The 24,527-nt window shown below is 37.2% G+C and carries 21 protein-coding genes, 1 tRNA gene and 1 pseudogene; 13 read left to right on the top strand and 10 right to left on the bottom strand.

Annotation, left to right across the window (positions count from 1 at the left end):
• Window positions 1-56: 56 nt before the first annotated feature.
• The 8 genes from SMSK597_RS09600 to SMSK597_RS09575 all read right to left on the bottom strand — a co-directional run bounded on the left by SMSK597_RS09600 (window position 57) and on the right by SMSK597_RS09575 (window position 6,764).
• Entirely contained in the window at window positions 57-1,727 is a 1,671-nt protein-coding gene (locus SMSK597_RS09600) for a recombinase family protein (RefSeq protein WP_000185354.1), read from the bottom strand.
• A gap of 244 nt (window positions 1,728-1,971) precedes the next feature.
• Entirely contained in the window at window positions 1,972-2,166 is a 195-nt protein-coding gene (locus tag SMSK597_RS0102840) for a hypothetical protein (RefSeq protein ID WP_000511383.1), read from the bottom strand.
• 136 nt (window positions 2,167-2,302) lie between these two features.
• Window positions 2,303-2,425: a hypothetical protein gene (locus SMSK597_RS13935; protein WP_000066270.1), complete on the bottom strand. Its 123-nt coding sequence runs from the start codon at window positions 2,423-2,425 to the stop codon at window positions 2,303-2,305.
• A complete protein-coding gene (locus SMSK597_RS09595) occupies window positions 2,418-3,188 on the bottom strand; it encodes a replication-relaxation family protein (protein WP_000411026.1) in 771 nt (256 codons plus the stop codon). The genes SMSK597_RS13935 and SMSK597_RS09595 overlap by 8 nt, the downstream gene beginning before the upstream one ends.
• Complete coding sequence (locus SMSK597_RS09590; protein WP_000828561.1) at window positions 3,175-5,325, bottom strand: type IV secretory system conjugative DNA transfer family protein; 2,151 nt, start codon at window positions 5,323-5,325, stop codon at window positions 3,175-3,177. Before SMSK597_RS09590 ends, SMSK597_RS09595 begins: the two co-directional genes overlap by 14 nt.
• A gap of 161 nt (window positions 5,326-5,486) precedes the next feature.
• A complete protein-coding gene (locus SMSK597_RS09585) occupies window positions 5,487-6,092 on the bottom strand; it encodes an MT-A70 family methyltransferase (RefSeq protein WP_000192865.1) in 606 nt (201 codons plus the stop codon).
• Window positions 6,093-6,247: 155 nt separating this feature from the next.
• Window positions 6,248-6,493, bottom strand: coding sequence for a hypothetical protein (locus SMSK597_RS09580; RefSeq protein WP_001003974.1), 246 nt, complete (start codon window positions 6,491-6,493; stop codon window positions 6,248-6,250).
• A gap of 10 nt (window positions 6,494-6,503) precedes the next feature.
• Window positions 6,504-6,764 carry a hypothetical protein gene (locus SMSK597_RS09575; RefSeq protein ID WP_000937528.1) on the bottom strand — a complete coding sequence of 87 codons (261 nt, stop codon included), beginning with the start codon at window positions 6,762-6,764 and terminating at the stop codon, window positions 6,504-6,506.
• Between the two features lie 202 nt (window positions 6,765-6,966).
• Here SMSK597_RS09575 and SMSK597_RS09570 point away from each other — a divergent pair, with 202 nt between their 5' ends.
• From SMSK597_RS09570 to SMSK597_RS13385, 7 genes are all read left to right on the top strand, one after another.
• Window positions 6,967-8,208 carry a hypothetical protein gene (locus SMSK597_RS09570; RefSeq protein ID WP_000394416.1) on the top strand — a complete coding sequence of 414 codons (1,242 nt, stop codon included), beginning with the start codon at window positions 6,967-6,969 and terminating at the stop codon, window positions 8,206-8,208.
• Between the two features lie 145 nt (window positions 8,209-8,353).
• Complete coding sequence (locus tag SMSK597_RS09565) at window positions 8,354-8,728, top strand: hypothetical protein (RefSeq protein WP_000287042.1); 375 nt, start codon at window positions 8,354-8,356, stop codon at window positions 8,726-8,728.
• Window positions 8,729-8,835: 107 nt separating this feature from the next.
• On the top strand, window positions 8,836-10,986 hold the full coding sequence (locus SMSK597_RS09560) for a Dam family site-specific DNA-(adenine-N6)-methyltransferase (protein ID WP_000921212.1): 2,151 nt from the start codon (window positions 8,836-8,838) through the stop codon (window positions 10,984-10,986).
• Window positions 10,983-12,995 (top strand): AlwI family type II restriction endonuclease, encoded by a 2,013-nt coding sequence (locus SMSK597_RS0102835; RefSeq protein WP_001237273.1) that lies wholly within the window; start codon window positions 10,983-10,985, stop codon window positions 12,993-12,995. The genes SMSK597_RS09560 and SMSK597_RS0102835 overlap by 4 nt, the downstream gene beginning before the upstream one ends.
• A 71-nt stretch (window positions 12,996-13,066) precedes the next feature.
• A complete protein-coding gene (locus SMSK597_RS09555; RefSeq protein WP_419992004.1) occupies window positions 13,067-15,625 on the top strand; it encodes a TrlF family AAA-like ATPase in 2,559 nt (852 codons plus the stop codon).
• Between the two features lie 520 nt (window positions 15,626-16,145).
• The gene (locus SMSK597_RS09550; RefSeq protein WP_000275053.1) at window positions 16,146-16,523 is read left to right on the top strand and encodes a hypothetical protein; all 378 of its coding nucleotides are present in this window, start codon (window positions 16,146-16,148) and stop codon (window positions 16,521-16,523) included.
• Window positions 16,524-16,710: 187 nt separating this feature from the next.
• Window positions 16,711-17,034, top strand: coding sequence for a hypothetical protein (locus SMSK597_RS13385; RefSeq protein WP_141553907.1), 324 nt, complete (start codon window positions 16,711-16,713; stop codon window positions 17,032-17,034).
• Window positions 17,035-17,646: 612 nt separating this feature from the next.
• Here SMSK597_RS13385 and SMSK597_RS13930 read toward each other — a convergent pair.
• Window positions 17,647-17,937 (bottom strand): DUF6900 domain-containing protein, encoded by a 291-nt coding sequence (locus tag SMSK597_RS13930; protein WP_000410614.1) that lies wholly within the window; start codon window positions 17,935-17,937, stop codon window positions 17,647-17,649.
• A 241-nt stretch (window positions 17,938-18,178) separates the two neighbouring features.
• Entirely contained in the window at window positions 18,179-19,495 is a 1,317-nt protein-coding gene (locus tag SMSK597_RS09535; RefSeq protein WP_000958909.1) for an FAD-containing oxidoreductase, read from the bottom strand.
• Between the two features lie 329 nt (window positions 19,496-19,824).
• Here SMSK597_RS09535 and cshA point away from each other — a divergent pair, with 329 nt between their 5' ends.
• The 6 genes and pseudogenes from cshA to SMSK597_RS14140 all read left to right on the top strand — a co-directional run.
• Window positions 19,825-21,387 (top strand): degradosome RNA helicase CshA, encoded by a 1,563-nt coding sequence (gene cshA / locus SMSK597_RS09530; RefSeq protein WP_000671123.1) that lies wholly within the window; start codon window positions 19,825-19,827, stop codon window positions 21,385-21,387.
• Window positions 21,388-21,665: 278 nt separating this feature from the next.
• The gene (gene codY / locus SMSK597_RS09525; protein WP_000940740.1) at window positions 21,666-22,454 is read left to right on the top strand and encodes a GTP-sensing pleiotropic transcriptional regulator CodY; all 789 of its coding nucleotides are present in this window, start codon (window positions 21,666-21,668) and stop codon (window positions 22,452-22,454) included.
• Window positions 22,454-23,029: a cysteine hydrolase family protein gene (locus SMSK597_RS0102830; protein WP_000158717.1), complete on the top strand. Its 576-nt coding sequence runs from the start codon at window positions 22,454-22,456 to the stop codon at window positions 23,027-23,029. Before codY ends, SMSK597_RS0102830 begins: the two co-directional genes overlap by 1 nt.
• Before the next feature lie 80 nt (window positions 23,030-23,109).
• Window positions 23,110-23,195, top strand: a tRNA-Leu gene (locus SMSK597_RS0102825).
• A gap of 199 nt (window positions 23,196-23,394) precedes the next feature.
• Window positions 23,395-24,366 carry an Rpn family recombination-promoting nuclease/putative transposase gene (locus SMSK597_RS0102820; RefSeq protein ID WP_000603346.1) on the top strand — a complete coding sequence of 324 codons (972 nt, stop codon included), beginning with the start codon at window positions 23,395-23,397 and terminating at the stop codon, window positions 24,364-24,366.
• Between the two features lie 14 nt (window positions 24,367-24,380).
• Window positions 24,381-24,527, top strand: a pseudogene (locus SMSK597_RS14140) (Rpn family recombination-promoting nuclease/putative transposase); the annotation flags it as partial.

Below are 24,527 nucleotides of genomic sequence, written 5' to 3'. Positions count from 1 at the left end.
ACTCAGCAGTCCTATTCTTATATACAGAGCGATATATAACTCGCTCATTTAAATACTTAAATATCACCAATAAATCGGTAGTGTATTTCCAGTTTAATTTGTCTATTCTTGCCTCTACCAATCGGTTGGTGAATAATAATTTTGTCAATCAATTCGTTGACAATTTTTGAGGTTAAATTCTCAAGCTGAGTATATTTTCGAATGGTTGTCATAAATTTTTCAATGTTGTGGGCAGATTTCATTTTCACCCCAAGAGTTGTGGTGGCAGTTTGGACTTTTTCCTTCAACTCGGCTTGTTCCGCCTCATAGCTGTCGCACAATTTTTTGAAGCGGTCATCCGCAATCTCACCCAAGAGTTGCTTTTCGTAGAGTCGCTGGATGATAGTATCCAACTCTACCATTCGCTGTTCATTTTTGGTCAGCTGTTTTTTCAGTTCGCTAAACTTCTTGGTTTCTTTGATTTCAAACTTGTTCTTCAAGCGTTGTAATAAATCTGCTTCGTTAATCTGAAACGAGTTTATCAGTTCTTGAAGCTCGCTTAAAATTAGGTTTTCCAATACTTCTTTACGAAGATAGTGACCGCCCGAACAAGTATCGCCAGCTCGCTTAAAATGGTAACATTTATAATGGTCGAGGTTCACACCATCTTTTTCTTGTGGGCAAAAACTTAATTTATGCTCGTTTTCGCAATAAAGCAAGCCTGCAAATAAATTTTCGTGTCCTGTTTTGTTTTTCCAGTTATGCCTTTGAACGACTCGCTTGTGGTTCATCATTTTTCTTGCAATTTCGAAATCTTCCTTCGAAATAATTGCTTCGTGGCTATCTGGGAAAATTAGCCAATCTTCACGAGGTCGCAGGCGACAATTTCGCTGTTTGTAGGAAATTTTTGCGGTTTTCAAGTTAATGGTTGAGCCGATATACTCCTCTTTTTCTAATATTTGCCAAATCATCTGAGTTTTCCAATAACAAGGGTCGCTCTCTAAAATCCGATAGTTCGCAATGCCCAGATTTATTTTGTAGCGAGCAGGAGTGAGAATTTTGTCACACCTTAAACCTTGAGCTATCTCAGTTGGCGTTCTGCCTGAAATATACTCCGAAAATATTCGTTTAACGATTTCTGAAGCATATTCATCTACCAACCACTCCTTACGATTTTCTGGATTATTGAGGTATCCATAAGGGGTAATCCAGCCGATTTTTTCACCATTTTTGGCTTTGGTATGTTTCGAAAGCTTAATTTTCTCGCTACACTGCATACTATACCAGTTGTTAAACAGGGAAACTAACGGTGTGAGATAGGCATCTTGGCTGGATTTCTTGTTGCTATCTATATTTTCTTGTAGGGAAATGAAGCGAATGTTTTTCGAAGGGAAAACCACCTCTAAAAGATTTCCTGAAAGCAGGTAATCTCTTGAAACACGGCTCAAATCCTTTACCACAAAATTCGAAACTTGGTTGTTTTTAACCAATGCCAGAGCTTGTTGGAAAGCTGGACGCTGGGCGTTTGAACCTGAGTAGCCATCATCGTAAAATACAATTGGGTTGCTCAAATTCTCTCGCTCCGCCAGTTTGCTTAAAATCAAGCGTTGGTTGGAAATTGAGTTAGATTCACCTTCGTTTGCGTCTTCTGCTGAAAGCCTGCAATACAAAACACTAATCTCGCTCAGGCCTTCAAATTCAACCTTTGTCCAATCTGGAATTTGCTTTGTTAATGTGCTGTTTGTCATCGTGTCTCCTTTCAATTACACTCTAACCCATGGACAGGATACCTCGAAAGGGCAAAGAAGTCCAGTGGTTTATGGGGTGTAAGCGATTTTTAGGTAATTTGTGGTAGAATAAAGCTAATAAAAATATTGAGGTGGTAGATTTAGTTGTTGAAGTTCATCCTATTTTAGAAATTGAAGATAGGGATGTCATTGTAGATACTGACATTAATATTCTTAAAAAAGAGTCCCAAACAGGACTCATAAATCATAAACCGTTCAATTTTTTAATTTTACGATTGTATTTTTTGACCTGTCTTGTTGATTTCAAAATCGGAATGTATTCTCCTTTAGGGAGTGTTATCTCTCCATTATCTGCTCTTCGGGAGAACATTAGAAGTTCCTCGAAAGCCCTAACTCGGCGTTCGAGTGCTCTATCTTTAAAAAATTTAATTATTCCCATCTTACCTCCTCCTCGAAAAAGAAAAAACGAAATAGAACAATTTACAATCCACAGGTCTGTAAAGTCCTACTTCGTTTTTAAGTATGTTTGAATTATACTATAAAATAAATGCTTTGTCAAGGTGTAGAACAATTCTTTATTTTTCCTGCAAAATCAGCTTTTCAAGTAATTCTTTTAAACTTTTCGAACCACCAAATTTTCGGTTAATATTAAAAGTTGCTCGCCCGATTTTAACAATTCGTTCTTTTTTGTTACTCATCTGTTCGTCCTCCAATCCATGAACTAAATTCCTCCAGCGTTACCACCTGAAACATTGGGTGAAAGTTGTTTAGCTCGCTTTCTATTTTCTTCGAAATCGCTTCTTTTCGTTTATCGTGTGGTACAATCCATATAACTAGTGGAAACACACCGTCTTGCTCTCGTTGCTCAATGCCTGTTTGGTAGTAGGCGATGTATTTTTTACACTGATTTACCACTCGGTTGAGGCTTTCGGTCGCCATATCAATTTCATAAAAATAACTATCCTCGTATTCGCCCAAAACCAGCTGGGCAAAAGCATCAGGTTTCAGAAAAATCTTCTTGCCCGAAAAGGTGGCGTAGGTGCGGTGGCAGGTGGGTTCAAAATTGAACCGTTCCAGCTGGATTTTGCCAACTTCTTCCAACAATTTCAGAAAAACATACGCTTGTGTCACCGCCAGCGTGTGTTCCAAGTGGTGGGCGGTGGGTTCATACTTATTTTTAAAGCGTTGTGGACGATGTAATGCTTTTAAGCCTTTTATCGTAATGTGCCAAACGAAACTGCCTGAACCTGCTCGCACACCACCGATTCGCCGTTCGAGATGATTGATGAGTTGGCGATTTTTGATCTGGTTTAAAAGCAAGTTGGCTCTTCGGAAAGCAGTTCGCGAATGTTGGCTATCCTGAAAATAGAGGGCAACAATCTGCTTGGTGGTCGCATAACGGCACTGGGCGAGTAGGGTTAAAATCTCTCGTTCTTTTTCTGTTAGTTCAATTTTCTCCATTTTGTCCTCCTCGCTTCTTCCGTCCTAAGTTTTCGGGTGGAATTTCATCTTTCTTGTTTTGAAGTGGTGTATTTTCGAAATTGGCTAAATCGTCGCCGTAGTATTCCAAACTTTCGGCATAAAGTTCATCAATTGGCTGAGCATTTTTCGAAAGAGGCAGACTTCGCCCTGAGACCCACTTGAAGTGGTTGTAAAAAATCGGCATTTGGGCATAAAAGTGAAAAGGTGCAAGGGTCATAAAATCTTCGAAAGTGAGCTCTGAAGATTGGCTGGCGAGTTCCTTGGCTTCGTGGTGTTCCAGCGTGAAAATGATTTTACTGCGACAATTACTCAAAACGCTAGTACGCAGAGTAGATGGCAGTTGCGTCAGGTGCTGGCTGGCGAGAATGTAGCCCACTTTCATTGAACGAGACACTGCAAGGGCATCCTCCAAATCCACAGGGAGCTTAAGGAATTGCCCTAGCTCATCAATATAAATGGGTAGGAAAGGGCGATTTTCGGGAGCGAGATGGGCTTGGTGGAGGGTTAGCTGGTAGATGTAGTTGGTGATAAGCGAACCGATAAATTTAGCGTTTGTCACTCCAATTTGTCCTCGGTTGAGGTTAACTAAGACTACTTTTTTACTGGTGAAGAGCTCCATCAGGTTAAATTTTTTCGAAGTAGAGGCAAGCATGGCTCGCAGTTCTTTTCGAAGCAAAAGCTGACGGATTTTGTTTAACACTGGCGAGATTAACACCTCACGGTTGGCATCGCTTAGCTGGTTGTATCCCTGCCAAAAATCCAAGAGAAAAGGGTCGGAAATCTGACTTAATAGTTGATTTCGAAAGACAGGATTGGTTAAAAACTGAGGTAATTGGGGTAGATTAGAATTTTCAACTTGTGCCATCACGGTTAAGGCGTGGCTGAGTACATCAACCGTGCGAATACCCCAGTTGTCGCTGAAAAGTTCTTGAAAAAGATTAAGCAACATATCCGCCACCAGCTCAGGCGAGGTGTAGCGAGTCAGGTCAAAGGGGTTGAGACCGATAATTTTGTTGCTGGAGCTGGGGTCAATGATAACCAAATCTGCTCGTCGTTCTTTTGGGAAATGAGCCAACACTTCTCGTACCAAGTCGCCTTTGGGATCAATTAACAGCGTGCTTCTGCCTGCTTGAATATCTGTTAAAATGAACTGGGCAAGCAAGGTAGATTTTCCAACGCCCGTTCCACCTAACACCAAGAGATGCTGGGTAGCGTCTCGAGGTAAAATCTGGAGTGGTTCGTTTTTGATACTTTCACCAAATTTTCGAACAGGCACATCTGGAACTTTATAGCCCAAAGGCAGACGGAGAATTTTGGGGTGAATATTGGCAATCCCGGCCAGCTCGCCTTCGCCAATAGGGGCAAGCCAAAAGCTGGCAAGCTCCTGCGAAGAAAGGGTGAGCGGAAAAGCCCACGGAATTTGAACCTTATTCACTTTCTCGCTTGAAATCGGGTTGAGAAAAAGTTCGACACCGCTGGATTCTAACATTCGAAAGGCTCCTAAAACAGTATGATATAGCTCATTCTTGCGAAAATGACTATCACTTCGCACACCAATCCGTACATCTGCTTGAAACTGGGCGTGGCAGAGTTTTTCCCGAATTAACTTGTCAGCATCTTTGGAAAGTTTTGGAATATTACCCGAAATCCATTGCCACCAAGTGGCGTTGAGGTGCGATAAATCCCGAGCCAGCGGTTTTGGCGAACGAGACTTGCCCACCACAACCTGCACACAAATTTCTTCCTGCGGTTTTAGGTGATGACTCAGTGCCAAAAAGGAACGAGTGAAGTTTTCAACGCCATCTGTTTTGAGGCTAAAATGGTTGCGTTTGATAGCTACACGCCACGCTTTTTCAGATGTTTTTCGCTCTTTAGGGCGAAGTTTTGAAAGCTGAATGTCATTGGAAACCTGCATCATTTTGTGTAAATAGGGCGTGTCCAGTGGGCTACTGAGAAGCAAATATCGCACCTCGTTTTTCGTTAAACGAATCTCCAAAACGAAGGGCTGGCGTCTGGTGTAGCCTGAGAGTCGCACCATCAAATCTAGTATGTCTTGAAATTCCACAGGACGAGTGTAATCCATTTCATAAATTTCAAAATTTGTTGGGCGTTTCATTGGTCACCTCCAATCTCTTTTGTTTTTCCAGTAGCGAAAAGTAAGCATTCCGCCACCAAGTAATACGGCAAGCAGGCTTAAGGGTAGGGCAATTTCGATTAGCCAGTAAATCGCCCGATTGACTAAATATGCCAGCAGAACGAAAAGCAAGGTGTAGCCAACTATTTTTCGCACGAGTCATCATCTGCCTTTCTGTAGTCAATGGGATTTTTAGAATATTGAGGAACGGGATAATGAGAGATAATAATGTCGCTCTCGACTTCATTACCCCATATAGCCCACTTTTTATTAGAAGACACAGGTCGCCTTGCAAAGAGCTCCAAATAATCTGGCTCAGAACAGCGTTCGATGATAGCGAAGAGTTCTTCAGGCTTGTGGCTGTGATCTTGTTTGGGGAAGAAACCCCAATTCATCTGCCCTTTGAACTTGATGGGAGCTTTTCCTCGAGTTGCGAAAATGACATGCTCGGTAGAATTTCGGAGATAAGTTCCCAAGCCCAGAGTTGGTTTAACCCAAGTAAAAATGCTTTTTGGCTCAAAGCCCCACGCCCGAATAATATCGTAAGATTCTTCCATATAAGAGTTGGAAGTCCAAAACCAGAGATGGGCGTTGTCTGCAGCGATGTCCTTGATGGGCATATTGCGGATCTCCTCATGACTCATCAGGTTGTAATGCTTGCAGGCTCCGTAGCTACCTGTTTGGTTCTTCATATAGGGAACATCAGCAAGGATGGTTTTGAATTTCTTTGGTTGAGTTAGTTGTGTCATTTTAAAATCCTTTCTGTTTGTGACGCTCCGAGCATACCAGAAACCGCTGGCAAAAGGGAGCATAAGCAGTTTATGGATTAGGAGCGATGAGAATAGTGCTGTATCTGTTAAGGTGCTATCATATTGCTGTTTTGTTCGGTGATGTAAAAATTACTTCACTTTCGAAGTTCTTTGAGTAGTTCCGCCTGAGCTGAGAGGAATGCCTCGTTGATGGCTTGTCTACTCTCGAGAAATTGAGCTAGTTCAATTTCTTCTTCAGTGTAAACAGGAGGAAGATTTTCATTTTTCTCTTTGACAGGTTGTTTTTTAGATTGAGAATCAAGATATACCAACAAGGCAATAATGCCAGCCAAAAAGCCAAGAGAAACGGCAAAAATTATGGGTAAGATAAGTTCATTCATAGGGAACCTCCTATCTTATCTGCTGGGAGGCGACCAAAGCAAAAGTCTTGATGATGAAATCTGTGCGTTCCTTGGCATGGGGAGTTTTTGCCAGAATATCTGCCTCGAGCTTCGAAAGGTCGCCCACTTTGTTAAGAATGTCTGCCGTTAGAAGCTGATTCTTCTGAAGAATAGCCATATCTTTGGATAGAGTTTTTGCGACTTCAAGCTGAAATGGATTCGCCAGTTGAGAGATTGTATCTGTTTGATTTTGAGTATTTTGTGGAAGCATAGTTTTTCTCCTTTATTTTTAATGGAATGCATGTTGGTCTTATTCGCCGATAGGCAAGTCCTCCTTTCCTACCACACCTGAGCTCTGGTGTGGTATAATGTTGTTAGCTAACTGATGGTTTAAGTATATCACCGACTGATTGTCCTGTCGTTGTGAGAAAAGAGCCTAAAGTTGTGGTTACAAGTTGGAGGAGGAAAAAGCTATGGAGTTTATTCGATTAGGAACTTTTTGCCAAATTATCAATAATTCACTTTTTGAGAGAATAAATTCTGATTTTGAATTTAATAAAAACCAAGAAAGTGTCGTAACAATGATATTGCGTATCTTGTCTTATGATTCAAATGATGAGTTGGATGAAAAATATAATGGAGAAGATGGCGAGAAAATATTGGATAAACCTTACTGTAGTAAAATCTGTAAGGGAACAGAAAAAATCCATCTATCCCTCCTAAAATTTTTACAAAAAGATGATTATATAGAGCGAATTTCGACTGTGGAAGGGCAGTTTTCAAGTATTGAAGATGACGCCTATTTCTCGAAATCAGTCGCTTGTCGTAAAATATTAGAGCTTTTCACTTCTCCAACTTACAAAATTATTGAATTCATCGAAAATCCTCATATTGAGAATCGCTGGGAAATTGATGTCAACCAGCTGGAAGAACTCTATAAAAATAAGGAATATGACCGATTTTTAGCGACCTCCTTAGTCTTTATCGCTACTTATATCTCAAATTTAGATAAGAAACACCAATCAGAACTTCAGGAAATCGCTTCTTTGCCAGAGGTCTCAAGTGAGATGTTTGACTCTATTTGTCGGGGCAGATGTTTTGACTCTTTCAGACGCAAAATCCGCATCATTCCACGTAAGACTACAAAAGATTTTCTTATCAAAAGTGAAACTGTTTTTGAGTCAAAGTTTGTTAATCCAAGATTGATGGAAGATGGAAAATTGACCTATTCTTTCTCTTTCGAAACAAAAGAGGAAGCTGAAAATCATCATTTGAAGGTTACAATTAACGGAGGAGACTTGGAAGTTCACTCGAGGCTTGATACAAGTTACGACAGCATCTACCCTTACAAATTGATTCATTCCGTTCACGATATACCACATCACCGCTACTACGAAGTAAAATTAGAAGTGGAACAAATCCGCAAATGTCCCGTCTTTCAAACTTCTTATCGTTTGACTGCACCGTGCAAAAGTTTTAAAGTTGATGTCAGTGTGATTGGTGAAGACAAGGACGATTGGGTAACTTCGTTCAATATGTTTTCGCAAGCCAAATACCGAGATTCTAAACATAATCGTATTAATACTATACCTGGTAGCAATGCGGACAGCGTTGATATCAATCAGTGGATTTCAGAACGAACAGGTTACTCTTTAAATGTTCGTCCTAAAAGAGACAAATGGCTGGATTACATTCCAGACATTGACAAAACATAAATATTAGTGTATAATAAAGCTATAAAATTTAATATTTTCGCAACTTTCCAGAGCACTTCTGAGAATAGTTAATCACTTGCGTTCGGTAGAAAATAAAACAATCTACCGAGTAAGCGGTAGAAATCTATTTTTAGAGGTAACTCACATGTATTCAAAACGCTATAAACAAATCATTTGGAATGATACTGCAGCTAATCCCTACTCAAAAGAAAATCTTGCTCGTAGATTATTAACTTATATCGATGATGCTGAAAAAATTCAGGCATTAACAGGTTTTAACGAGAAAAAGCAAGAGGCTTTAAGAGAAAAGAATAGTCAAGCAGTGAAAGTTTTTAACGATTTTCTTCTTCATACGATAGAGTGTCAAAATCAAGGTATTGATTTCAGAAGTTCCAGAAACGGAGCAGATTTAGACACTGCTGTAATGGAAGTTTTAGATTTAACTGAAGAACAATATGTTTTGCATAAACAAACCATTCTAAGGCGTTTAGAGCGTAAACAAGATAAACGTTCAATTTAACTCCAAGACCCCATGTGGGTCTTTTCTTTATTTTACGCATGAATATTGCTTGGATAATTCATTCAAATATGATATACTCGTTACTGTAAAAGGAGATGGATGCCTAAATGTTAAAAACACAAGAAATTGCTGATAAATACGGTATAACAAGACAGACATTGAATAATTGGATGCAAAAGGGAATAATTTCTCAACCTCGAAAGAATAATCGTTCTGCTTATGAATGGGAAGAAGAAAATGAAAAAGAGATTGTAAGAGTAATTTCAGAAGAAATTCCTGCAAAATATTATGTTTCAAATAAAGAGACATTGAAAATTGGAAATCGACGCTATCTTGGAAGTAAACAAAAGATGCTCGATTTCATATTAAAGACAGTATCAGAAAATATCGGAAATATCGACAGTGTAGCAGATATATTTGGTGGAACAGGTGTTGTTGCAGACCTATTCAGAAAACAGAATAAAAAGGTTATAGTAAATGACATACTCTATAGCAACTTCGTTTCCTTTCAAACTTGGTTTTCGAATGAGGATGTAGATATTGATAAAGTTTCTCAGATAATTGACGAGTTAAATAATTTATCCCCTAAAAAGGGCTATGTTTCTAAGAATTTTGGTGATGCATATTTTTCTGAAGAAAATGCTGGAAAGATTGACTCAATTCGCGAAGAAATTGAAAAATATAAATCAGGCAATCAGAGAGAGTATTTCATGTTACTTACTAGTCTACTCTATGCTATGGATAAAGTAGCTAATACTGTAGGTCATTATGATGCTTATAGAAAAAAAATGGACTCAAATAAGAAAATATATTTAAGAGTTCCTGAGTACAATAAAAATGATTGCAATAAAATCTATAATGAAGATGCTAATAAATTAGTTAAAGAAATTTATGCAGACCTTGTTTATATTGACACGCCATATAACTCACGTGGTTATGAAAATGCCTACCATGTTTTAGAAAATATTGCTGAATGGAAAAAACCAGAGGTAGAAGGTGTAGCAAAGAAGGCAGTTAATCGTTCAGAAAAAGGTTCTGACTATACAAAAAGTAAAGCCCCTCAGGCTTTTGAAGATTTGATTCTAAACATTGACGCTAAATATATATTGGTTAGCTATAATAATATGAATAAAAAGGGTAATTCACGCTCAAATGCTAAAATTTCAAATGAAGAAATAATTGAGATTTTATCGAAAAGAGGCAAGGTTCAGGTATTTGAAACTAATTTCGCACCTTTCACGACAGGTAAGTCTAACATTGAAAATCATAAAGAACTACTTTATTTATGCACCATCTTCCCTGATAATAGAAAAGAAGAAAAGTTAATAAAAAGTGCTCTTAACTATACTGGGGGAAAGTATAAGTTGCTTCCTCAGTTGTTACCTCTTTTCCCTGAAAGCTATAATAATTTTATTGACTTATTTTCTGGTGGAGCAACAGTAGCAGTTAATCTCGCTAACATTGATAAATCAAAAAGTAAAAAGTATATCATCAATGATATAAGTGAGGAAGTAATTGATTTTTATAAATATTTGGAAAGTCAAAAAGATGGAACGGTATTTTTGGATAAAGTAGAGAAAGCTATAGAATTTTATAAACTTTCGAACACACAGAAATATAGCTATGCTCACTACGGTGTAAACAGCTCTACAGGACTGGGGTCGTATAATAAAGAAGCTTTTCTAAAACTTCGTCAAGACTACAATAAGAAAAATTATAATAAATTTGATAAGGAAGTGTTATTTTATCTATTAATTGTATTTGGTTTTAACAATCAAATAAGATTTAATAATAAAGGAGAGTACAATCTTCCTGTAGGTAAGCGTGATTTTAACGTTAATATGAAATCTAAACTAATTACGTTCATTCAAGGTTTACAAAATTACAATTTTGTTATCCAATCTTGTGATTTTCGTAAAACTATGAATCAAGTAAATAAAGGAGATTTTGTATATGCAGATCCTCCTTATCGCATTACTACTGCCGCTTACAATGAAAATGGTGCGTGGACATTAAAGGATGATTTGGATTTGTTTAAGTATTTAGATAGCATAAACGATAAGGGAGCTTATTTTGCTCTTTCTAATGTTGTCATTCATAACAATAAAGAAAATAAAGAATTGATGAAATGGGCTTCAAAGTATAATTTACATGTATTGGATTACCATTATAATAATAGTAATTATCAGTCTAAGGCGAAAATGAGTAATACTGTTGAAGTCTTGATTACAAACTATAATTCGAAAGGTGATATATGAGGCTAAAAGAGTCAACAAGCATTTTTAATATGGGTGATACGAGTATTCGTGTTAAAGAAGTTGTCCCTATCTACAAACAGATTTTAAAAACTCTTAAAAAGCATAATAAGTCAAATCAGAAATGGAACAATGAGAGCCAAGCAAGTTTTTATTCATCAGTTTTAAGCGATTTTGCAAAAGTTGAAACAGAGGATGGAATTAGCCTTTTTGGGAATTTGAATAGAAATGAAATAACTGGTTTAGACAAGAGAGGGAGAACTCTAACAAATGCTCTTGTCAAGATTGGTTTTATTAACTATGAAAGAAAATTATCTCAAGTCGGATTGAATTATATTTCTGAAACTGAGCAGGCTTTTGATAAATTAGAAGAACTTTTTGGTTTAACAATTGATAATCTTGTTTATTTTAGGCAATTATTGAAGCTTCGCATATATGATAGCAACTCTGATAAATACTTCTATAATTTCCGTTTTGCTCTTGCTTTTTTGAACAGATATAGCAAAGTTCCTGTTAGAGATTTTCTATGGATAGTGGAAAGCATTAAGCCAAATTTTTCAGAAGAAAAAATCAAAGTGATTATCGATAATTACCAATCTGTTTATGATAACAATAAAACTCTTGAACAGTATAGAGATGAAGAGTTCGCTAATCATATATTGATTCCTGAAAGAGTGGATGAAGCTCGCAAAATGTTTAGGAATAAAAATTTTTCGGATGAAAACTTCAAAAAACTTTTTCCAAATCGAAAGAATAGTAATAAAAGTTTAGAATATAAAAGTTTTGTTCTTTCAATTATAAAATTTACAGAAGAAAAGACAGAGCGGTCATTTGAAGAAATGATGAATCTTTCTAAACAAGATGCTATTAAGAAAGCTTTTGGAGATGGTAAGGCTGTTTTCAAGTATAAAAATAAAGATTCTATTCAAGATTTTATAACTAAAAACAGTGATAATCCATTGCTATCAGGTCAATATTTGGATATATATTATGCATTTGCATGGTCTAAGCATAATGATTTGATTAAAGAATACAGTGATATGTGTAAAAGAATATTTTCTTTGTCTGGAGTAATCAGTTTTAATCAAGGAATTGTATCGCTTGGTCGACCTTGGATTTTTCCTAAACTTTTCTCTTTATTAAATGGTAATTTTAAGATTTCTGGGGAAGCAAGCTATGAAGAGTATGAGAACGATATAAAGAGTTCTTTTTATCAAGATATCTGTATATCGGATATTTTAGAATTATCTTATACTCAAGTTTTAGAAATACAAAATCAGATTGCCGAAGAATTTGGCATTGCTAATATTTCAAATATTAAACAATTTATAGCAGACAAACAGGAAAGAGAGTTTAGGGAATTTGTTGAACAAGAATTTGGTATCACTAAAGTATCTGAAGTTTTGAGTTTTATTTCTCAAAGAAATGATAAGAAAGTTCAAGAACTTGTTACGGATAATGCCTTAGTTCCTACTATTTTCGAATATATATTGGCCATTGCATGGTATTATATATCAGATAAGAAGTTTCAACTTAGAAAATCCATGCAGTTGACATTTTCTGCTGATAACCTCCCACTATCACATGCTGGAGGCAATAAAGGAGATATCGAGATTGAATATAGCGATAAAATGCTTTTACTTGAAGCGACATTAATGGATAAATCAACTCAAAAACGTGGTGAATTAGAGCCAGTTATACGTCATTCTGTAAATTTAGCATTATCTACTAATAAACCGTTACAAACAATATTTGTAGCTAATGAAGTAGATGATAATGTGGTTAATATTTTTAGGGCTACATCGTTTATTCAGCTAAATGGAACATTAACGAAAGGTAGCGTAAAAGGGCTAAATATCTTTGCTTTGACAATTCCAGAAATTATAAATATTTTGGATAGAAAGATTAACGAGCAGAGAATTTTCGAAAAATTAGATGATTTTTCTACTATCGAACCTTATAGGATAGAAAATGGATGGCGTGAAGAGATAGTATCTGAAATTTTAGCATAGCCTGTAGGAAATGCTAGTAATTATAGAGGTTTGCATAAGATAATTTGATGTAGAAAGGTTTGTATTCAATGATTCAAAGAGGTTCAGAGTTTAGAAAATGGGATTTACATATTCATTCTCCCTATACAGTGTTAAATAATCAGTTTGATAAGTTACCCGATGGAAGTCCAGATGTAGAAAAATTCATTCAAAAGATAAAGGATGAAGACATATCAGCTATTGGTTTGACTAATTATTTCAACTTTAGTGATAATGATTTTATGTTAAAGGACAGGCTGAATAAAGAAGGAATTGCAACTTTTTTAAATCTTGAGGTTAGGTTATCAAACATTAATAAATCTGATGAACTTTTTGACTATCATGTAGTATTTGATAATGAGGTTCAAGACGATATAGTAAAAAATTTACTTGGTCACTTAAAGGCTAATATTGGTGATGGCGAAAAATCATTTAATCGTTTAAGTAAAACTGAAATAGACAAGAAGGCTCACATTCCTTTTAAAGATTTATTAAAAGTCTTAAATAGTGATAGAGAACTTAATGGTCGTTTTCTAACTGGCTTTCTTTCGAGAGGTCACGGTAGTGCAACTAGTGATTCTGATTCTAAAAATAAGGCAGTTTATGAAGATATTTGTATCAATTCTGATTTTTTGATTCATTCTAGCAATGAAGTAAATATCACAAAAGATAGAGAATTTTGGCTTGATAAATCCCCGCATATAAGACCACTACTTCAATCCTCAGATTCTCACTCTTTGGAGCAAATAGGAAGTAAATATTCTTGGGTAAAAGCAGATTTAACTTTTGATGGCTTAAAACAAATAAAGTATGAACCAGAATATCGCATTAGCGTTGAGAAAGAAAAACCAACTCTCGAAAAGGATGAGCTTGTCATTGATAAGATTCTATATAACGGTCAAGATATTTATCTATCCGAAAATCTAAATACAATTATTGGTGGTCGCTCAACTGGTAAATCAACTCTACTAAATTCTATAGCTAAAAAGCTGGGACGAGAGCTGAATGGTGATTCATATTATTTTGAAAATATGGATGATTTTCAAATTATTTGGAAAGACCAGCAAGAAGATAATTCCAGACAGATAGAGTACATACCTCAAGAGTATATGTTTGCTTTAGCCAGAGACAATAAGAAGCTTAAAGATTTGGTAGGAAGTATTATTCAATCCAAAGAAATGAACTCTGAATTAAAGAAATATGAGCAAAATTGCACTACTATACATCTTGAAATTAGAGGGTTACTTGATAGTTATAAAGAGAATCAAAAAAATATTCATGAGCTAATTAAGCCAGAAGCAGAAAAACAAGCTACTCAAAATCGAATAAAAACATACGAAACTAAGAAAAAAGAATTATTAAATGCTAGTGAGATAACGGAGCAAGAAAGAGATTTATTTGAAAATAAAAACAAAGAATTGCAGTTATTGAAAACACAAAAAGAGATTCATGAATTTGACTTGCGATATGTATCAAGCATTCTTCCAATTACATTTGAGATTAAAAGCTTGCCCACAACGACTACTCCGTCTCAAGATTTAAGGGTTAAAATTGGTCAGATTACAGCTCGGTTGCATGATTCTGTCAAAGCACAACTGGATCATGAAATTAGGATAATTAAGTTAGAAAAAGAAAGTCTAATCAAAGCTAGTGAAAATAAAATTGCGGACATAGAAAATGATGACATATACAAGAAATGTGTTGAGGCAATGAAAAATAATTCAGAGATAGCGAGGTTAAATTCTTTAATTAAGAATGAAGTTGATATTTTAGCCAAAATTGAAGCATTTGAAAAACAAAGGGATGAGTTCGATAAAGTAACAGAAGAAATTCAAAAAGAGATTATTTCGAAATATAAGGAATACTCTAATATTAGAACTGAATTATTGAATAATTTCAAGATTGAAGATGATAATGGAGATAATTTAAAGATTTCAGTCAAGTTCTCATTAATTGATTTAGAGGCTGAATTTGATTATATTAATGCTCGAGGTCGTTCGAAACAAGATTTTATAGAAAAAATGATAGATTCTTTTGAAGAAGTTGTTGATTCAATATTTGACGAGGATAGTCTTGCGTTTAATGGAAATAGGGACAAATTCAGTCACATTGAGCATTTCTTCACTACTAATTTTTACGAATATGGTTTTGAGATTGAATATCAAGGTGATAAATTTGAACAAATGTCTCCAGGTAAAAAAGCGTTTATTGTATTAAGATTAATATTAGAGTTTTCAGATAGTAAAATCCCCGTATTAATTGACCAGCCTGAAGATAGTTTGGATAACAGGGCAATATATAGTGAATTGACAAAATACATCAAAAAAACTAAAAAGAATCGACAAATAATCATAGTTACTCACAATCCTAATATAGTTGTATCTGGTGATGCGGAAAATATTATTGTAGCTAATCAGCAATCTGATAATTCTCCAAATCAAAATGGTAAGAAGTTTGATTATGTAAATGGTGCTTTAGAGAACCGTAATAGTGATTCTACATCTGAATTCATACTTCAAAAATACAACATCAGGGAACATGTATGTGATATTTTGGAAGGTGGAGAAGACGCATTTATGAGGAGGGAGAAAAAATACAGTATCAACCGTTAACAATAATTTATATCTGCGAAATAACAGGAATAGTTATTTTTGTGTTAAAGTCTAACACACACATTTAGCTCGAGGAGACTCGGGCTTTTTGGTTGGGTGAATGTTTTTACGCAGTGGAGAAAGGAAAAATATTTAAGGTAAATCGATAGCTTTCTGCGTTCTCTTCGCCTTTCGGTTCGGGTTGCTTAACTTTGCACTAACACCGCCGTTTCTGCCCAATTTTGGCACACGACTTATTGTATTTTTATACAATGTTTGTCTTTGTAGAGGGGGGAGGAGTCTTCAAGAAAATATTCTAAGCTTTTTATTTCCTTTTTCTGCTTCTGTTGCTATGGATTAGCTTTCGAAAATCTCCAGCAGTTGAGCTTTTCACAACTTCACATTCTCACAAAAACACCAGCAAAAAATCTGCATTTTATACCTTTAAACCGATGTAAATTAAACTCAAAAATAGACTAGACTTCCGTACCAAAGAGAGTTATGATGGACAGGTAAAAGAAATTTAACAGATAGGAGCGATATGTACATCGATTTAGAAACGGAAATTTATCTACAAAAATTAGAAGGTGACATTCGTAGCCAGCTATATTGGGGCGTAGTGCCAGAAATACCAATTGAATGGCAACCAAACCAATTAGGATTTTACCTCAGCGACCCAATATCTTTGCCTGCATTTTTAACGAGACTGCGAGTTTTCGAAAAAGGTTTTGCCTTCGATGATGTTGAAACTAATGTTTTTAAACGCAAGATAACAGTTTTCGCCGTTAACGAAAACAAAGAGAAGTTTATTGCGAAAATCAAAAAGTTGCTCGATTGCCAAAGTAGAGGTGAGATGTGCGAAACCTTGCTATACATTTTGGCAACGCCAGTGACCTATATCGATGAGGCAGTTTGTTAGCTGAAATTTACGACAAAATCACCCCAGTTTTGCGACTGGGGTGTTTGTTTCGAATTGAAAATATAAAGAAAATTTTTTAATACAGTGTAAAAATGTCAGAAAAATTAAAAACAGTTACAAATAATATACTACTATTGACAAAGTGTAAGAATATGGTTTATATTAGTAACACCGAAGATTTCTTGTTTTGTCTAACCAACACATTTTTAATGAAAGTGAGGATGGGACAGAAAAAAGGATAAATTTAATTTCAATGCTTATAGGTGCTGGAGGAACTGGGAGCGTGTGTAGTTTTATTCAGCCAATGCCTTTTTGGAATCTTGTTGTGATAGTTGTAGGGATTATTATAGCTATTTCTATTATTTCATATAGCATACACGCCATTCTTAATTCTGACAAAAAATCCAGAAACTTAGATGGGATTATATTTGCTTGGACTGGGAGGGAAAACAACTACCTTAAACCTAAAAATAAAGCCTCGCCAAAATATGAAAGAAAAAATCACCACTAATAGTGGTGAAGCTAATGCAAATCAGTCTTATCGTTCTCTTGTTGGTTAACTATAAGTCTGATAACTAAAAATAAGAAATCTTCTTCCCAGCGGTAGAGCAAGTATCGTTGGGTTTTTCTTTTTTTCTTTATCTCAAAAGCATATATTTTATAGCTATCTGAGATAACTTAATCTATTATACAGACTTTAAGTAATTGTGTCAACAGTTTTGTTGAAAAAAGCGTTAAAATAACTAAAATTAAACTTGGCTTTGTAGCTCAATGTTTAAAACTTCGACCTTTTCTTTCTGTAATTTGCAATTCCAAACGGCAAAATCGTCCAAATCTTCCGTTCTATAACAAGCAGTATAATATTTTTTGGCACGCTCAGGATTAAGAAAACGGCAAGCATAAATCCAAGAATATTCGTCCGTGATGGGGAGTTGCACTTCGAAAACGAGGATTAAAAACACATCCTCCACCGTATAACAGTGTAATTCTTCGAAACTTGTAAGGTGAACTGTTTCAATTTGGAGGAGTTTGGGTGGTAGAAAATTTTGAAATTTGGCTGAATCATATCTCTCCAGTAGTAGTCAAAATTTTCGAAGGCTTTTAGTTTTGCTTTGTTGCCAATTTAAAGCTCGGTGGGTACTGGAGCTTCTTGCGACAGTTTGCCTAACTCGTAACTCACCCGAAGCATTTCTTGAAGCGTCCAGACCGAAATATCGTGAAAATCTTGGCTATCTAAGTTTTGGCGCTCCAGCGTAGGGATTCTGCCAATCATGCTGGCTACTATAGCAATTTCTTGGTCTCGGGTGGTGTCTTTGTTTTCAAAATTGTGGATATTTTGAATGCGGTCTTGAAGCGAGAATTGCTCTTGTTCAAGCTCATTATTTTGAATATTTCTGTTGGTGAATTTTTCCATAGAAATCTCCTTTGCTTTATTAGTGTGTCCATCATAACTCTCCGTAAGGAAAGAGTCAAGCACTTTTTCACAAAAACCCAACGACCTGAAATCGCTGGGGTTAAGGGCTAGAGTTGGTTAATTGTTGGACTGCTGAGTGAGGTGTGTACATTATATCATAAAAGAGAGAAAAGACAGATTTGAGATTTCGCAGAAGTAAAAACAGCCCAAAGAGGGCTGTCAGTTAAGATGAGACTTCAACTTAAATCGCAAACAAGTCATTCAAGTTCTCAGCCAAGGTTGGGTGAGTGAAGATTTGTTTTGTGAAGTAAGTGTAAGGAATCTTGTTGTCCATAGCAACAGTGATGATGTTGATGATTTCTTGAGAACCTTCTGAGAAGATGCTTGCTCCAAGAATTTCTTTTGTTTCAGTATTAACAACAGCTTTGAAAGCTCCGCGAAGGTCTCCGTTTACGTGGCCACGAGGCATAGCAGCAACAGGGATTTCCTTAACGGCGTATGAAAGTTTCAAATCAGCTGCTTGGCTTTCAGTCAAACCAACTTGTGAAAGTGCAGGTGTGATAAACATGGTGTTTGGTACATTGAGACGGTCTTCAAGAGTGTAGCTGCCATCTCCAGCAAGGTAGCTGTATACAACACGGAAGTCATCAAGTGAAATGTAAGTAAATTGAAGGCCACCGTTGACATCCCCAACTGCAAATACACCAGGAACATTTGTTTGACAATGTTTGTCTACTTTAATAGCGCCACGTTCAGTTAGTTCAATATCTGTATTTTCAAGTTGAAGTGGTTCTACATTTGGTTTGCGTCCAGTTGCATAGAGAAGGGCATCGAAACGGTAAGTTTCGTTTTCAGTCACGACAAGGACTTGGTCACCGTCGTTTTTGATTTCAGTAGTATGGATATTTTGAAGCAATTCAATGCCATCTTCTTCCATGTATTGTTTAGCAAGAGCTGCGATGGAAGGTTCTGCACGAGGAAGGAAAGTATCCAAGGCATCTAGGACTGTGACCTTGCTTCCAAGTTTGTTGTAAAGGCCAGCAAATTCAAGACCGATATTTCCACCACCAAGGACTCCAAGTTTTTCAGGCAATTTGTCCAAGTTTTGGATACCTGTTGAGTCAAAAACGTTCTTGCTTGTAGCAAGTCCAGGGATTGGCAAGACGTTTGAAACAGCACCAGTGTTGATGACGATTGTTTCAGCAGTCAGTTCTTTCTTTTCATCACCAGCTTGGATTTCGATGACTTTATTTGAAAGGAAGTGAGCTTCCGCATCAAAAATATCTACGCCTGTACCAGCAACAGTCGCATAGTTTTTACCGTTGAGGCGACCAGTGATAGTGTTTTTGGTAGCAATGACTTCTTCAAAAGACAAGTCTTTCTCAGCAGCAACTAGCAAAGTTTTAGTTGGGATACATCCGATGTTGATACAAGTTCCACCGTACATAGCTTTGCTACGTTCAATGAGGGCAACTTTTTTGCCAGCTGAAGCCAATTTACCAGCTAGTGTTTTACCAGCTTTACCAAATCCGATAACGATTAAATCATAAGTTAACATTTAGAGTTCCTCCTATTCGAATTTCATTCTAGCACAAGAAAAAAACTTTTGCACAATTCTGCTACGCTTTAAAAAAGTTTATGAAATAGTGGAAAGTTTAACTTTATTTTCTCAGAAAAATCGTTTACATGACTTTATCGATGGATTGGGCTATCTTTTGCTTCTCTCTTGTGTTATACTAGATAGGTTGCAAAGAAAACAGTACTTTTCTTTTGTGGAAAAGAAGCAACACGATTTTATATCCAGTATATGAAAATACGTCATAAAAAGAAAAGTATAAACTAAGTCCTATAGGGTGGCTTCGCACCACCTTTAGAAAGAAGAATAACGTGAAATTTAATGAATTAAACTTGTCTGCTGATTTGCTAGCAGAGATTGAAAAAGCTGGTTTTGTAGAAGCCAGTCCGATCCAAGAACAAACCATTCCCTTGGCCCTTGAAGGCAAGGACGTTATTGGTCAAGCTCAGACTGGTACAGGGAAAACCGCAGCTTTTGGCTTGCCAACCCTTGAAAAAATCCGTACAGAAGAAGCGACTATCCAAGCCTTGGTCATCGCTCCAACTCGTGAACTAGCTGTCCAAAGTCAAGAGGAACTCTTCCGCTTTGGCCGTAGTAAGGGAGTCAAAGTCCGCTCAGTATATGGCGGATCAAGCATTGAAAAACAAATTAAGGCTCTTAAATCGGGTGCCCATATCGTGGTGGGAACACCAGGTCGTCTTTTGGACTTGATCAAACGCAAGGCCTTGAAATTACAAGATATTGAAACCCTCATCCTTGACGAAGCGGATGAAATGCTCAACATGGGCTTCCTTGAAGACATTGAAGCCATCATCTCCCGTGTCCCTGAAAGCCGTCAAACTTTACTTTTCTCAGCAACTATGCCAGATGCCATCAAACGTATCGGTGTTCAGTTTATGAAAGAACCTGAGCATGTGAAGATTGCTGCCAAGGAATTGACAACAGAATTGGTTGACCAATACTATATTCGTGTTAAAGAACAAGAAAAATTTGCCACCATGACTCGTCTTATGGATGTAGAACAACCAGAACTTGCTATCGTATTTGGTCGTACCAAACGTCGTGTGGATGAATTGACTCGTGGACTTAAAATCCGTGGCTTCCGTGCAGAAGGAATTCATGGTGATTTGGACCAAAACAAACGTCTTCGTGTCCTTCGTGATTTTAAAAACGGTAATCTGGATGTTCTAGTTGCGACGGACGTTGCAGCGCGTGGCTTGGATATTTCAGGTGTGACCCATGTCTACAACTACGATATTCCACAAGATCCTGAAAGTTATGTTCATCGTATCGGGCGTACAGGTCGTGCTGGAAAATCAGGTCAGTCTATTACCTTCGTTTCACCTAATGAAATGGGTTACCTCCAAATCATTGAAAACTTGACTAAGAAACGTATGAAAGGTCTCAAACCTGCAAGTACAGAAGAAGCTTTCCAAGCTAAAAAACAAGTGGCTCTTAAGAAAATCGAACGTGATTTTGCAGATGAGACTATCCGTGCCAACTTTGAGAAATTTGGTAAGGATGCTCGTAAGCTAGCTGCCGAATTTACTCCAGAAGAATTGGCAATGTATATCTTGAGTCTGACTGTTCAAGACCCAGATAGTCTTCCTGAAGTGGAGATTGCACGTGAAAAACCACTGCCATTTAAACCATCAGGTAATGGTTTCGGTGGTAAAGCTAAGGGAGGTCGTCGTGGAGATGACCGTCGTGATAATCGCCGTGGCAATGGTCGTCGTGATGATTTCAAAAAAGGAAGTCGTAGCAATGATCGTTTTGATAAGGAAAAACGTTATCGTAAGGATAATAAAAAACCACGCAATACTTCAAGTGAAAAGCAAACAGGCTTTGTTATTCGTAACAAGGGCGATAAATAAGAAAAAGCGGTTCAAAATGAATCGCTTTTTTATATAAGGAGACCAAGGGTGAAAGAAGATGGTGATAGCAAAGGATAGGTGAAATGGAAAGGTATTATCCGTCTATCTTCTTATGATAATATAATATTAAAAATAAATTAGTTTGTCAATGATAAAAATCTATTTTTCTAAAATATTTCAGCTAGTCTAAATTGCAATTAAATAAGCAATTTTCAGATAATAATTGAAAATTCAAGCTGTTTATGTTATAATGATAGCGATTAAATTCGAGGTGAAAAATGGCACATTTATTAGAAAAAACAAGAAAAATTACTTCTATCCTGAAGCGCTCGGAGGAGCAGTTGCAGGAAGAACTTCCATACAATGCGATTACCCGTCAATTGGCAGATATTATTGACTGTAACGCCTGTATCGTCAATAGCAAGGGGCGTCTCCTTGGTTATTTCATGCGTTACAAAACCAATACAGATCGTGTAGAGCAGTTCTTCCAAACTAAGATTTTCCCAGATGACTACATTCAAGGTGCGAACATGATCTACGATACAGAAGCCAATCTGACAGTTGATCATGATTTGAGTATTTTCCCTGTAGAGAGTCGTTCGGATTTTCCAGATGGCTTGACGACCATTGCACCGATTCATGTATCAGGGATTCGCCTTGGTTCTTTGATTATTTGGCGTAATGATAAGAAATTCGAAGATGAGGACTTGATTCTTGTTGAGATTGCTAGTACCGTTGTTGGGATTCAACTCCTCAACTTCCAGCGTGAAGAAGATGAGAAAAATATTCGTCGCCGTACTGCTGTTACCATGGCGGTTAATACTCTGTCTTACTCCGAACTCCGTGCTGTTTCAGCAATTTTAGGGGAATTAAATGGAAATGAAGGGCAGTTGACTGCATCAGTGATTGCAGATCGTATCGGAATCACCCGTTCTGTGATTGTCAATGCCCTTCGTAAACTTGAGTCTGCAGGGATTATTGAAAGTCGCTCACTTGGAATGAAGGGAACCTATCTTAAGGTCTTGATTTCAGATATTTTTGAAGAAGTGAAGAAAAGAGATTACTAATGACTAAGGCTTTGATTTCGATTGACTATACAGAAGATTTTGTTGCTGATAGTGGGAAGCTGACAGCAGGCGCTCCAGCTCAGGCAATTTCGGATGCCATCAGCAAGGTAACTCGATTAGCTTTTGAACGCGGAGATTACATCTTCTTTACCATCGATGCTCATGAAGAAAACGATTGTTTCCATCCAGAAAGCAAGCTATTTCCTCCTCACAATTTGATTGGGACTAGTGGACGCAATTTATACGGAGATTTGGGGGCATTTTATCAAGAGCATGGTTCAGATAGTCGTGTCTTTTGGATGGATAAACGCCATTACTCAGCTTTTTCAGGGACCGACCTGGATATCCGTTTGAGAGAGCGTCGCGTTTCTACAGTGATTTTAACTGGTGTCTTGACGGATATCTGTGTGCTGCATACAGCTATAGATGCCTATAATCTAGGATATGACATTGAAATTGTTCAACCAGCCGTTGCTTCCATCTGGCCAGAAAATCATCAATTTGCTCTAGGTCATTTCAAAAATACACTCGGAGCTAAGTTAGTAGATGAAAAGCTAAATGAAATTTCAGAGTAATTTAGTTGATGAAATGAAAAAAATTGAAAAAAAGTGTTGACAAGCATCCCAAAAGTTGATATACTAGTAAAGTAATCGACGCGGGGATGGCGGAATTGGCAGACGCGCAGGACTAAGGATCCTGTGACCGCTTTAGGTCGTGAGGGTTCAAGTCCCTCTCTCCGCATAGGATAAGAGTTAGCTTAGGCTAGCTCTTTTGTTTTTTATCAGATTTATAATATCCGTGGTGGGCAGCCCTCGTTTTCAGATAAATAATATAGTTTAAAATTTCTCTACTCTTTCTATTTTTTCCGAATAAATAGATAGAAGCAGAGAATCTAGTCAACCTAGATTTAAAACTGTGGTATAATAAAAGGAGGAAAAGGATGATTCTAAGACATCCGGGCATTAGCCCAACTAATGACTTGGTTGCTAAGAAGATTTTTAGCAATCCAGAAATCACTTGTCAATTTATTCGCGATATGCTGGACTTACCAGCCAAAAATGTAACTATTTTGGAGGGAAGTAATATTCATGTCTTGCCTTCCATGCCCTACTCGGCACAGGATTTCTATACCAGTATAGATGTTTTAGCTGAACTAGATAATGGAACGCAAGTAATTATTGAGATTCAGGTGCATCATCAGAATTTTTTCATCAATCGCCTTTGGGCTTACCTATGCAGTCAGGTTAATCAAAACCTCGAAAAAATTCGCCAACGAGAAGGTGATACACACCAGAGTTATAAACACATCGCACCTGTTTACGCAATCGCTATTGTGGATAGTAATTATTTCTCAGATGACTTGGCTTTTCATAGCTTTAGTATGCGAGAGGACACGAAAGGTGAAGCCTTAACCATCACAACTAATGGACAAGAAAACCATTTGGTCAAGATGGCGTTCTTGGAATTAAAAAAATACAGAGAAACCAGCAAAGATGAGGTTCGCAAGCCGTGGTTAGAGTTTTTTGGTAATAAGCCCTTTACCCAAGAACCCGAGCGAGCCATCAGCCAAGCAGACCAACTGCTGGACTATAAGAGCTGGTCCGAGGAGGACAGGAAGATGTTTAGCCAACTACGTATGCGAGAAGAACAAGCCTTGTTGGCACAGGACTATGCCTTGGAACAAGCTGAAGAAAAAGGTTTAGAGAGAGGTCTTGAACGCGGTCGCGCAGAGGGTTTAGAGCGTGGACGAGCTGAGGGAGTTGAACAGGGATTGGAGCGCGGGAAAGTTGAAGGAAGGGAAGAAGGAAAACTCTTTGCCTTCCTAGATATGGTCCGTCAAGGTATCCTGACATCTGAGGTTGCAAGTGAGCAATTAGGCATGACTGTCGCTGAGTTTGATGCCTTGTTGTAAGACTAGTACTAACGGTCAAGATGGCGTTCTTGGAATTAAAAAAATACAGAGAAACCAGCAAAGACGAGGTTCGCAAGCCGTGGTTAGAGTTTTTCGGTAACAAACCTTTTACTCAACAACCCGAGCGAGCCATCAGCCAGGCAGACCAACTGCTAGACTAT

The organism is Streptococcus mitis SK597 (assembly GCF_000148545.1).
Classification (GTDB): Bacteria; Bacillota; Bacilli; order Lactobacillales; family Streptococcaceae; genus Streptococcus; species Streptococcus mitis_C.
The sequence above is the reverse complement of the archived record's forward strand: the minus strand, read 5'-3'. Positions and strand labels throughout refer to the sequence as shown.

Coding starts and splice junctions, on each gene's coding strand:
- SMSK597_RS13930 (WP_000410614.1), bottom strand. CDS start 17,937: ATGGAAAAATTCACCAACAGAAATATTCAAAATAATGAGCTTGAACAA.
- SMSK597_RS09590 (WP_000828561.1), bottom strand. CDS start 5,325: ATGAAACGCCCAACAAATTTTGAAATTTATGAAATGGATTACACTCGT.
- SMSK597_RS09595 (WP_000411026.1), bottom strand. CDS start 3,188: ATGGAGAAAATTGAACTAACAGAAAAAGAACGAGAGATTTTAACCCTA.
- SMSK597_RS0102830 (WP_000158717.1), top strand. CDS start 22,454: ATGACTAAGGCTTTGATTTCGATTGACTATACAGAAGATTTTGTTGCT.
- SMSK597_RS09560 (WP_000921212.1), top strand. CDS start 8,836: ATGTTAAAAACACAAGAAATTGCTGATAAATACGGTATAACAAGACAG.
- SMSK597_RS0102840 (WP_000511383.1), bottom strand. CDS start 2,166: ATGGGAATAATTAAATTTTTTAAAGATAGAGCACTCGAACGCCGAGTT.
- SMSK597_RS0102820 (WP_000603346.1), top strand. CDS start 23,395: ATGATTCTAAGACATCCGGGCATTAGCCCAACTAATGACTTGGTTGCT.
- SMSK597_RS13935 (WP_000066270.1), bottom strand. CDS start 2,425: ATGAGTAACAAAAAAGAACGAATTGTTAAAATCGGGCGAGCAACTTTT.
- SMSK597_RS0102835 (WP_001237273.1), top strand. CDS start 10,983: ATGAGGCTAAAAGAGTCAACAAGCATTTTTAATATGGGTGATACGAGT.
- SMSK597_RS09600 (WP_000185354.1), bottom strand. CDS start 1,727: ATGACAAACAGCACATTAACAAAGCAAATTCCAGATTGGACAAAGGTT.
- SMSK597_RS09535 (WP_000958909.1), bottom strand. CDS start 19,495: ATGTTAACTTATGATTTAATCGTTATCGGATTTGGTAAAGCTGGTAAA.
- SMSK597_RS09575 (WP_000937528.1), bottom strand. CDS start 6,764: ATGCTTCCACAAAATACTCAAAATCAAACAGATACAATCTCTCAACTG.
- SMSK597_RS09580 (WP_001003974.1), bottom strand. CDS start 6,493: ATGAATGAACTTATCTTACCCATAATTTTTGCCGTTTCTCTTGGCTTT.
- SMSK597_RS09570 (WP_000394416.1), top strand. CDS start 6,967: ATGGAGTTTATTCGATTAGGAACTTTTTGCCAAATTATCAATAATTCA.
- SMSK597_RS09565 (WP_000287042.1), top strand. CDS start 8,354: ATGTATTCAAAACGCTATAAACAAATCATTTGGAATGATACTGCAGCT.
- codY (WP_000940740.1), top strand. CDS start 21,666: ATGGCACATTTATTAGAAAAAACAAGAAAAATTACTTCTATCCTGAAG.
- SMSK597_RS09585 (WP_000192865.1), bottom strand. CDS start 6,092: ATGACACAACTAACTCAACCAAAGAAATTCAAAACCATCCTTGCTGAT.
- SMSK597_RS09550 (WP_000275053.1), top strand. CDS start 16,146: ATGTACATCGATTTAGAAACGGAAATTTATCTACAAAAATTAGAAGGT.